Source organism: Pseudomonas brassicacearum (genome assembly GCF_918698105.1).
GTDB lineage: Bacteria > Pseudomonadota > Gammaproteobacteria > Pseudomonadales > Pseudomonadaceae > Aquipseudomonas > Aquipseudomonas brassicacearum_F.
In genome coordinates this window covers 24541-34108 of record NZ_CAKKMI010000067.1, presented here as the reverse complement: position 1 = coordinate 34108, position 9568 = coordinate 24541, and the positions used below count along the sequence as shown (strand labels likewise).

Below are 9568 nucleotides of genomic sequence, written 5' to 3'. Positions count from 1 at the left end.
CGATAGCGGTGTGTCAGTCGAATCTATGTTGCCTGACCCACCGCTATCGCGAGCAAGCTCGCTCCCACAGGAAAGAGGCGTGCAGTCAGATTAGTGCTCAGATCCGAGGCCGACAAATTCGAAATACTCAAGGCTGCATTCGATTAAATAGATGGCTTGCGCCCGCCATGGGGTTGTTCCCGGGCGACGGCCAGGAACGGGTCGACCGACGCCGGTCGCGCCGTGCCCCGGCGCCAGGCCAGGCCGACGTCGAGGGTCTGGTTGAGGTCGGCAATCGGTCGCGCTTCGATGATGTCGCCTTCCAGCGACCAAGGGCGGTAGGTCATGTCCGGCTGGATCGACACCCCCAAACCTGCCGCCACCAGGCTGCGCACCGCTTCGGTCGAGGCGGTGCGCAGGGTGACCCTGGGTTGCAGGCCGGCGCCGCGCCACAGGCGTTGGGCGTTGCGGTCCATTTCATCGACGTTCAGCTGGATCAGCGGCTCGCGGGCCACGTCGGCCAGGTTGATGCTGTCGTGCTCCAGCAGCGGGTGCTGCGCCGGCAGCCACAAGCGGTGTGGCGAATGCGTCAGGACTTCGGTCTGCAAGGCGTGGCGGTCTTCCAGGTTTGACAGGATCAACACCCCGACGTCGATTTCGCCGCTGACCAGCAAATGTTCGATGTAGGGTCGCTCGTCCTCCATCACCCGGATTTCCACGTTGGGATAGGCGCGCTGGAAACGGGTCAGCAGGTCCGCCAGGTAATAGCCGGCGACCAGGCTGGTAACGCCAATGGTGACTTGGCCGGCGACCTGGTCGGTGCTCTGTTGCAGGCTGCGCTTGGCGTTGTCGACGGTGGCCAGGATCAAATGGGCCTGGCGCAGGAATTGATGGCCCTGGTGGGTCAGGGTCATGCCCTTGGCGTGGCGGTTGAACAGGCTGACGCCGATTTCCTGCTCCAGTTGCTGGATGGCCAGGGTCAAGGTCGACTGGGAAATGAACGCCGTTTGTGCGGCGGCAGAGATGGAGCCGGTTTCGGCCACGGCGATGAAATGGCGGATCTGACGCAGGGTCATCATGGTCGAATACCCGATGGGCGGTTTTATCGATGTTCTGGAGTGTATATCGTTTTTTTAGAAGGGAAGGGGAGTGTGTCTTGGAATGAGCCAGGCAACATCTGGAAGCAATCTCGCCCGAGGCGCCGGGGCACTTTCGATCTAGGCTGGTTGCCTCAAGTTGACCCAATAGGTGGAGGCAACAAATGAACACCCGTGGATTGCTCGATCAGCTTCTCAAGTCCGGTCAGGAAATGTTGCAGAACAAGGCTGGCGGCGCCCAGGGCAAATCGTCCGGCGGCCTGGGCGGTTTGCTCGGCGGCTCCGGCAACCTGGGCGGGATGCTTTCCGGCGCGGGCGGCGGGGCACTGGCCGCCGGGGCCATGGGCCTGTTGCTGGGCAACAAGAAAGCCCGCAGCTTCGGCGGCAAGGCCTTGGCCTATGGTGGTCTCGCGGCCTTGGGCGTGATCGCCTACAAGGCCTACGGCAACTGGCAGGCCCAGCAAGGCACCGCGCCGAAAACCGAACCGCAGACCCTCGACCGTGTACCCCCGGCGCAGGTCGAGCAGCACAGCCAGGCGATCCTCAAGGCGTTGGTGGCGGCGGCCAAGGCCGACGGCCACGTGGACGAGCGCGAGCGGCAGTTGATCGAAGGCGAATTCACCAAGCTCGACAACGACCAGGAACTGCAACACTGGCTGCACGCCGAACTCAACAAGCCCCTGGACCCCGCCGACGTCGCCCGCGCCGCCAGCACACCGGAAATGGCGGCGGAAATGTATATCGCCAGCGTGATGCTGGTGGACGAGGAAAACTTCATGGAGAAGTCCTACCTCGATGAGCTGGCGCGTCAACTCAAGCTGGAGCCGGGGCTGAAGGTCGAGTTGGAGAAACAGGTGCGCCAGGCGACTGTATAGAACAGTCCCAACCTAACTCCCACAGTGGTTTTGTGGTGTTTGGCGGTCTTGTGTCCAACCCATTTCCCTGTGGGGGCGAGCCTGCTCGCGATGGGGCCCGGGCAGTCACAGTGTTTTTGACTGATGCACCGCTATCGCGAGCAGGCTCGCTCCCACAGGTCAAATCCCCTCAAACCGCCATACAGGCCCGGTGCCGCCCTCGGCTATACTCCCCAGCATTTCAAATGCCCGAGGTTTTACCGTGAAGAATTGGACATTGCGCCAACGCATCCTGGCGAGTTTTGCAGTGATCATCGCCATCATGCTGTTAATGGTGGTTGTCTCGTACTCACGGTTGTTGAAGATCCAGGACAGTGAAGAAAACGTCCGGGTCGATGCGGTGCCAGGGGTGTATTACAGCTCCATGATTCGCGGTGGCTGGATCGACGGCTACGTCTTGACCCAACAAATCGTCGGCCTTTCGGGCAACCGGGAAATCACCGCCGAGGACAAGGCCCGCTACCAGGGCTTCGAGAAGCACCTGCGCGAAGAGATGCAGAACTACCAAAAGCTGATCCAGAACCCGGCCGACCAAGCCTCTTTCGACGAGTTCGAGGTCAATCACCAGGCGTTCAACCTAGCCATGGCCAAGGTCCTGGATTTGTACCAGCGCAAGGACTACGAAGGGGCGCGGCAGGCCTTGGACAAAGAGCTGACGCCCGCATGGATCGGCGGCCGCGGGCATTTGAATCACATCATCGAGCGCAATCGTGAGCTGGCGGAAAACGCCACCCAGACCATCGGCGATGCGGTAACGGCGGCCAAGGTCGCCATGGGCCTGTCGTTCCTGGTCGCGCTGATCGTCGCCGTACTCTGTGGCCTGCTCTTGATGCGGGCCATCATGGGGCCGATGAACCGCATCGTCGAGATCCTTGAGATCATGCGCAGCGGCGACCTGAGCGGGCGCCTGAACCTGGCGCGCAAGGACGAGTTCGGTGCCGTGGAAACCGGCTTCAACGACATGATGGCCGAGCTGACCTCACTGGTGTCCCAGGCCCAACGCTCCTCCGTGCAGGTCACCACCTCGGTGACCGAGATCGCCGCCACCTCGCGCCAGCAACAGGCCACGGCCACCGAAACCGCCGCCACCACCACCGAGATCGGCGCGACGTCCCGGGAAATCGCCGCCACCTCCCGAGACCTGGTGCGCACCATGACCGAAGTGTCCAGCGCCGCCGACCAGGCTTCGGTGGCCGCCGGCTCCGGCCAGCAAGGCCTGGCGCGCATGGAGGAAACCATGCATTCGGTGATGGGCGCCGCCGACCTGGTGAACGCCAAGCTGGCGATCCTCAACGAGAAGGCCGGCAATATCAACCAAGTGGTGGTGACCATCGTCAAAGTGGCCGACCAGACCAACCTGTTGTCCCTCAACGCGGCTATCGAGGCCGAAAAGGCCGGCGAGTACGGTCGCGGTTTTGCCGTGGTTGCCACTGAAGTACGACGCCTGGCTGACCAGACCGCCGTGGCGACCTATGACATCGAGCAGATGGTGCGCGAGATCCAGTCCGCGGTGTCGGCCGGGGTGATGGGCATGGACAAGTTTTCCGAAGAAGTGCGCCGGGGCATGGCCGAAGTGCAGCAGGTGGGTGAGCAACTGTCGCAGATCATCCATCAGGTCCAGGCCCTGGCGCCGCGGGTGTTGATGGTCAACGAAGGCATGCAGGCCCAGGCCACCGGTGCCGAGCAGATCAACCACGCCCTGGTGCAACTGGGCGATGCCAGCAGCCAGACCGTCGAGTCCCTGCGCCAGGCCAGTTCCGCCATCGACGAGCTGAGCCAGGTAGCCGTAGGGCTGCGCAGCGGCGTCTCGCGTTTCAAAGTCTGATGGGCGAACTCGAGACCCGGCGTAGTGCCGCCCCGACGGGCCGCCAGGCGTTGTTCCTGGTGTTCTGCATCGGCCACGAACGTTACGCCTTGCAGGCCATCGATGTGGTGGAAGTGCTGCCGCGCCTGCCTCTCAAGCCGATCGCCCGGGCGCCGTCCTGGGTGGCGGGGGTGTTTGCCTGGCGTGGCACGGTGGTGCCAGTGATCGACCTGTGCGCCCTGACCTTTGGCCAGAACGCCAAGGCCCGGACCAGTACGCGACTGGTGCTGGTGCGCTATCAGGACGACGCGCAACAAGCGGGACAGGTGCTGGGCTTGATCCTGGAACAGGCGACCGACACCGTGCGCTGCGACCCGGCCGATTTCAAACCCTATGGCCTGGACAACCGGCAGGCGCCGTACCTCGGCCCGGTTCGCGAAGATGCCCAAGGGTTGCTGCAATGGGTACGGGTCAATGACCTGCTCGATGAATCCGTTCGGGCGCTGCTGTTCCCTGCGCCGCCGCTGAACCTCGACGACCTCGAGGCAACGCCATGAGCAACGACCAGCGTTTTTTCGATTTCCTCAAGCAGCGCATCGGCCTGGATGTGACCTCCGTCGGCAGCGCGATCATTGAGCGGGCCGTGCGCCAGCGCATCGGTGCCGTGCCCGGGCGAACCGCCGATGAATATTGGCAGGACCTGCAGCATTCGGCCCAGGAGCAGCAGGCGCTGATTGAAGCGGTGATCGTCCCGGAGACCTGGTTCTTCCGCTACCCCGAATCCTTCGCGACCCTCGCCAGGCTGGCCGTCAAGCGCCTGGCCGAGATCAAGCACCTGCGCGCGCTGCGCATCCTCAGCTTGCCGTGTTCCACCGGCGAAGAGCCTTATTCGATTGCCATGGCCTTGCTCGACACAGGCCTGGGACCGCATCAGTTCAAGGTGGACGGCCTGGACGTCAGCCCGCTGTCGGTGGCAAGGGCCAAGGAAGCGCGTTACGGCAGGAATTCCTTCCGTGGCGCGGAGCTGGGTTTTCGTGAGCGGCACTTCGATGCTGAAGACGAGGGCTACCGTCTTAGCGAGCGGGTGCGCGAACAGGTGCGTCTGCAAGTGGGCAACCTGCTGGATCCGGCCTTGCTGGTGAACGAGGCGCCTTACGACTTTGTGTTCTGTCGCAACCTGCTGATCTATTTCGACCAGCCGACCCAGCAGCAGGTGTTCGAGGTGCTCAAGCGCCTGACCCATCAGGACGGTGTGCTGTTTATCGGCCCCGCCGAGGGCAGCTTGCTGGGCCGACTGGGCATGCGCTCGATCGGGATTGCCCAATCGTTCGCCTTCAGCCGCCAGGGGGCACCCGAGCCGCAACCGTTGCCGGCCTTGATGCCGACCCCGCTGCCGGTTCGTCAGCCACCGCCCCGCGTTGTCCCGCCGGTGATTCGGCCGCGGCCGTTTGCGGCGAGCGTGACGCCGATTGTCGAGCCCAAAAGCAGCGATGCCGCGACCTTGCTGGCCAATATCGCCGCGCTGGCCAACGCTGGCAAAAGCGCCGAGGCCCGCGTGACTTGCGAAGCCTATTTGCGCAGCCACGCGCCAAACGCCCAGGTGTTCTATTGGTTGGGCCTGCTCAGCGACATGGCTGGCGGCGCCCTTGAAGCCCAGGGTTTTTATCGCAAGGCGCTTTATCTTGAACCGCAACACGCCGAGGCCCTGGTGCATCTGGCGGCGCTGCTGGCTTCCCAGGGAGACGCGGCCGGAGCCCGTCGATTGCAGGAACGCGCCGCCCGTAGCGGGCGCGCGGCAGACAGTGAGCACAAACGATGAGCGGTTCGGCTTCTTACACCGTCACCCATGACGATGCCCAGGCTATCGACGACTGCTGGAATCGCATCGGGGTGCATGGCGACAAATCCTGTCCGTTGTTGGTCGAGCATATCCACTGCCGCAATTGCTCGGTGTATTCGGCGGCCGCCACCCGGCTGCTCGACCGTTATGCCTTGCCGCAGGACCAGCGGGATCTGTCCCTGGCCCCCGCGGACACCGATGTGGTCACGCGCTCGCTGCTGATGTTCCGCCTCGGCGAGGAATGGCTGGGCCTGACGACGCGCAGCCTGGTGGAAGTGGCGCCGTTGCAGCCGATCCATTCCTTGCCCCACCAGCGCTCACGGGCCTTGTTGGGCGTGGCGAATGTGCGCGGGGCGCTGGTGGCCTGCCTGTCGCTGGTGGAACTGTTGGACCTGGAGCCCGGCGCGGCGGTGGTTTCCGGCGCACGGGTGATGCCGCGCATGTTGATTGTCGCGGCCAAGGGCGGGCCGGTGGTGGTGCCGGTGGATGAGGTGGACGGCATCCATGCCATCGATGAACGCATCCTGGCGAGCGCTTCGCAATCGACGGGCAAATACACCCGTGGCGTGCTGCCCTTCAAGGGCCGCAGCCTGCGCTGGCTGGATGAAGAACAGCTGCTGTCCGCCGTGGCTCGGAGCCTGTCATGACCCCAGATCAGATGCGCGACGCCTCGTTGCTGGAGCTGTTCAGCCTGGAAGCCGAAGCCCAGGTCCAAGTGCTGAGCGCTGGTCTGCTGGCCCTGGAGCATGATCCGACCCAGGCCGATTACCTGGAGTCGTGCATGCGCGCGGCGCATTCGCTCAAGGGCGCGGCGCGCATTGTCGGGGTGGACGCCGGGGTCAGCGTGGCCCATGTGATGGAAGATTGCCTGGCCAGCGCCCAGGAGCGGCGCCTGGTGTTGGGCGCTGAACACATCGATGCCTTGCTGCAAGGCACCGACCTGCTGACGCGCATCGCCACCCCAGGCAACAGCGTCGGCGCCCCGGACATCGACGCCTATGTGGCGATGATGAGGCGGTTGCTTGATCCCAACGCGCCACAGGCCCCGGCAGCGGCCTTACCGAACATCGAAAAGCCGGTCGAACCGCTACGCGTCGAGCTGCCGGACGTGCAACCGCCCCCGGCAGCGGAGCCGGCCGCCAAGCGCAAACGGGTCACCGAAGGCGGCGAGCGGGTCTTGCGGGTCACGGCCGAACGCCTCAACAGCTTGCTCGATCTGTCGAGCAAATCCCTGGTGGAGACCCAGCGCCTAAAGCCTTGGCTGGCGACGTTGCAACGCCTCAAGCGCCAGCAAAGCACCGGCCTGCGCGCCCTTGAAGAACTGAACGTGCACCTCAAGGACCATGCCCTGAGCCTGCAAGCCCAGGAAGCCCTTGGCGATGCTCGCCGTTTGCTTGCCGAAACCCAGCAATTGCTGGCGCAGAAAACCGCCGAGTTGGATGAATTCGCCTGGCAGGCCAGCCAGCGGGCGCAGGTGCTGTACGACACGGCGCTGGCCTGTCGCATGCGACCATTCGCCGATGTGCTTTCGGGCCAGGCACGCATGGTCCGTGACCTGGGTCGCAGCCTGGGCAAACAGGTGCGCCTGGAGATTGAAGGCGAGAAAACCCAGGTCGACCGCGATGTGCTGGAACAGCTTGAAGCGCCGCTGACCCACCTGTTGCGCAACGCCGTGGACCATGGCATCGAATCCCCGGAGCAACGCATACTGGCCGGCAAGCCCGCCGAAGGCCTGATCCGCCTGCGGGCTTCCCATCAGGCTGGCCTGCTGGTGTTGGAGCTGGCAGACGATGGCGCCGGGGTGGACCTGGAGCGGGTGCGCCGCAGCATCGTCGAACGCGGCCTTTCCCCTGAGCAAACCGCCGCCAGCCTGAGCGAAGAAGAGCTGCTGACCTTCCTGTTCCTGCCCGGCTTCAGCCTGCGCGACAAGGTCACTGAAGTGTCCGGGCGCGGTGTCGGCCTGGACGCCGTCCAGCACATGGTCCGGCAGTTGCGCGGGGCGGTGGTGCTGGAGCAGACGGCGGGCGCGGGCAGTCGTTTCCATCTTGAGGTGCCGCTGACGCTGTCGGTGGTGCGCAGCCTGGTGGTGGAAGTCGGCGATGAAGCCTACGCCTTTCCCCTGGCCCACATCGAACGCATGTGCGACCTGGCGCCGGAAGACATCGTCCAGGTCGAAGGCCGCCAGCATTTCTGGCACGAAGGCCGGCATATCGGGCTGGTGGCTGCCAGCCAATTGCTCAATCGCCCGGCGCCGCAAGGCAGCAGCCAGACCCTCAAGGTCGTGGTGATCCGCGAGCGCGAGACGATCTACGGCGTGGCGGTGGAGCGCTTCATCGGCGAGCGGACCCTGGTGGTCCTGCCCTTGGACGAACGCCTGGGCAAGGTCCAGGACATTTCCGCCGGGGCCTTGCTCGACGATGGCTCGGTGGTGTTGATTGTCGATGTCGAAGACCTGCTGCGTTCGGTGGACAAGTTGCTCGATACCGGGCGCCTGGAGCGCATCGCCCGGCAGAACCAGGCCCAGGCCCCGCGCAAGCGGATCCTGGTGGTGGACGATTCCCTGACCGTGCGCGAGCTGCAACGCAAGTTGTTGCTCAATCGCGGCTACGACGTGGCGGTAGCCGTGGACGGGATGGACGGCTGGAACGCCCTGCGCTCGGAGAATTTCGACCTGCTGATCACCGACATCGACATGCCGCGCATGGACGGCATTGAGCTGGTATCGCTGTTGCGGCGTGACAACCGCTTGCAATCGCTGCCGGTCATGGTGGTGTCCTACAAGGACCGCGAGGAGGATCGCCGCCGTGGCCTCGACGCTGGCGCCGACTATTATTTGGCCAAGGCGAGTTTCCACGACGACGCCTTGCTCGACGCCGTGGTCGAATTGATCGGAGGGGCGCGCGCTTGAAGATCGCCATCGTCAATGACATGCCCCTTGCGGTCGAGGCGCTGCGCCGTGCCCTGGCGTTCGAGCCGGCGCATCAACTGGTCTGGGTGGCCGCCAACGGTGCCGAGGCGGTGCAGCGTTGCGCCGAATACACCCCGGACCTGATCCTCATGGACCTGCTCATGCCCGTCATGGACGGCGTGGAGGCCACACGGCGGATCATGGCTGATAGCCCCTGCGCGATCGTGATCGTCACCGGGGACAGCCAGCAGAACGTCCATCGGGTGTTCGAGGCCATGGGCCATGGCGCGCTGGACGTGGTCGATACCCCGGCCTTGGGCGTCGGTAACCCGGCAGATGCGGCGGCGCCGTTGCTGCGCAAGATCACCAACATCGGCTGGCTGATCGGTGAGCGCAACAAGCGTGAACGACCGGTGCCGACGGCGCAGCGTGCGGCAGTGTCGCGCAAGAGCCTGGTGGCCATCGGGTCGTCGGCGGGCGGACCGGCGGCGCTGGAGGTGCTGCTCAAGGCGCTGCCGCGTAACTTTGCCCCGGCCATCGTGCTGGTCCAGCATGTGGACGAGGTGTTCGCCGCGGGCATGGCCGAGTGGCTGGCCAGTGTCTCGGGCCACACGGTGCGCCTGGCCCGGCACGGCGAGACGCCGCAGAGCGGCACGGTGTTGCTGGCCGGGACCAACCATCATCTGCGTTTGTTGAAGGACGGCACCCTGGCCTACACCGCCGAGCCGGTGAACGAGATCTACCGGCCCTCCATCGACGTGTTTTTTGAAAGTGTCGCCCAGTACTGGAGCGGCGACGCGGTGGGCGTATTGCTCACCGGCATGGGCCGCGACGGTGCACAAGGGCTTAAACTCATGCGCCAGCAGGGCTATGTGACCATCGCCCAAGACCAGCGCAGCAGTGCGGTGTACGGGATGCCCAAAGCGGCGGCCGCCATCGACGCCGCCGCCCATATTCTCGCCCTGGACGCTATCGCGCCACGGCTGTTGGAGCTTTTTACCCCATGAACAACCCTGCCAGCGTTGC

General features: G+C 64.6%; 8 protein-coding genes. 7 read left to right on the top strand and 1 reads right to left on the bottom strand.

Going from position 1 to position 9568, the window contains the following annotated elements:
- Nucleotides 1-143 precede the first annotated feature (143 nt).
- Nucleotides 144-1058: a LysR family transcriptional regulator gene (locus LQ215_RS22510; RefSeq protein WP_003198132.1), complete on the bottom strand. Its 915-nt coding sequence runs from the start codon at nucleotides 1056-1058 to the stop codon at nucleotides 144-146.
- A gap of 182 nt (nucleotides 1059-1240) precedes the next feature.
- Between LQ215_RS22510 and LQ215_RS22505 the strand changes: the two genes are divergently transcribed.
- The 7 genes from LQ215_RS22505 to LQ215_RS22475 all read left to right on the top strand — a co-directional run bounded on the left by LQ215_RS22505 (nucleotide 1241) and on the right by LQ215_RS22475 (nucleotide 9549).
- Complete coding sequence (locus LQ215_RS22505; protein ID WP_230152636.1) at nucleotides 1241-1951, top strand: tellurite resistance TerB family protein; 711 nt, start codon at nucleotides 1241-1243, stop codon at nucleotides 1949-1951.
- A 301-nt stretch (nucleotides 1952-2252) separates the two neighbouring features.
- Nucleotides 2253-3815 (top strand): methyl-accepting chemotaxis protein, encoded by a 1563-nt coding sequence (locus LQ215_RS22500; RefSeq protein WP_436839594.1) that lies wholly within the window; start codon nucleotides 2253-2255, stop codon nucleotides 3813-3815.
- On the top strand, nucleotides 3815-4351 hold the full coding sequence (locus LQ215_RS22495; protein ID WP_230152634.1) for a chemotaxis protein CheW: 537 nt from the start codon (nucleotides 3815-3817) through the stop codon (nucleotides 4349-4351). The genes LQ215_RS22500 and LQ215_RS22495 overlap by 1 nt, the downstream gene beginning before the upstream one ends.
- Entirely contained in the window at nucleotides 4348-5613 is a 1266-nt protein-coding gene (locus LQ215_RS22490) for a CheR family methyltransferase (protein WP_230152633.1), read from the top strand. Before LQ215_RS22495 ends, LQ215_RS22490 begins: the two co-directional genes overlap by 4 nt.
- On the top strand, nucleotides 5610-6281 hold the full coding sequence (locus LQ215_RS22485) for a chemotaxis protein CheW (RefSeq protein ID WP_003198143.1): 672 nt from the start codon (nucleotides 5610-5612) through the stop codon (nucleotides 6279-6281). Before LQ215_RS22490 ends, LQ215_RS22485 begins: the two co-directional genes overlap by 4 nt.
- The gene (locus LQ215_RS22480) at nucleotides 6278-8542 is read left to right on the top strand and encodes a hybrid sensor histidine kinase/response regulator (RefSeq protein WP_230152632.1); all 2265 of its coding nucleotides are present in this window, start codon (nucleotides 6278-6280) and stop codon (nucleotides 8540-8542) included. Before LQ215_RS22485 ends, LQ215_RS22480 begins: the two co-directional genes overlap by 4 nt.
- Complete coding sequence (locus tag LQ215_RS22475; RefSeq protein WP_230152631.1) at nucleotides 8539-9549, top strand: chemotaxis response regulator protein-glutamate methylesterase; 1011 nt, start codon at nucleotides 8539-8541, stop codon at nucleotides 9547-9549. The genes LQ215_RS22480 and LQ215_RS22475 overlap by 4 nt, the downstream gene beginning before the upstream one ends.
- Nucleotides 9550-9568 lie beyond the last annotated feature (19 nt).

Excerpts from the sequence above, each read along its gene's own strand:
- LQ215_RS22510 (WP_003198132.1), bottom strand. The coding sequence starts at position 1,058 with ATGATGACCCTGCGTCAGATCCGCCATTTCATCGCCGTGGCCGAAACC.
- LQ215_RS22505 (WP_230152636.1), top strand. The coding sequence starts at position 1,241 with ATGAACACCCGTGGATTGCTCGATCAGCTTCTCAAGTCCGGTCAGGAA.
- LQ215_RS22500 (WP_436839594.1), top strand. The coding sequence starts at position 2,253 with ATGCTGTTAATGGTGGTTGTCTCGTACTCACGGTTGTTGAAGATCCAG.
- LQ215_RS22495 (WP_230152634.1), top strand. The coding sequence starts at position 3,815 with ATGGGCGAACTCGAGACCCGGCGTAGTGCCGCCCCGACGGGCCGCCAG.
- LQ215_RS22490 (WP_230152633.1), top strand. The coding sequence starts at position 4,348 with ATGAGCAACGACCAGCGTTTTTTCGATTTCCTCAAGCAGCGCATCGGC.
- LQ215_RS22485 (WP_003198143.1), top strand. The coding sequence starts at position 5,610 with ATGAGCGGTTCGGCTTCTTACACCGTCACCCATGACGATGCCCAGGCT.
- LQ215_RS22480 (WP_230152632.1), top strand. The coding sequence starts at position 6,278 with ATGACCCCAGATCAGATGCGCGACGCCTCGTTGCTGGAGCTGTTCAGC.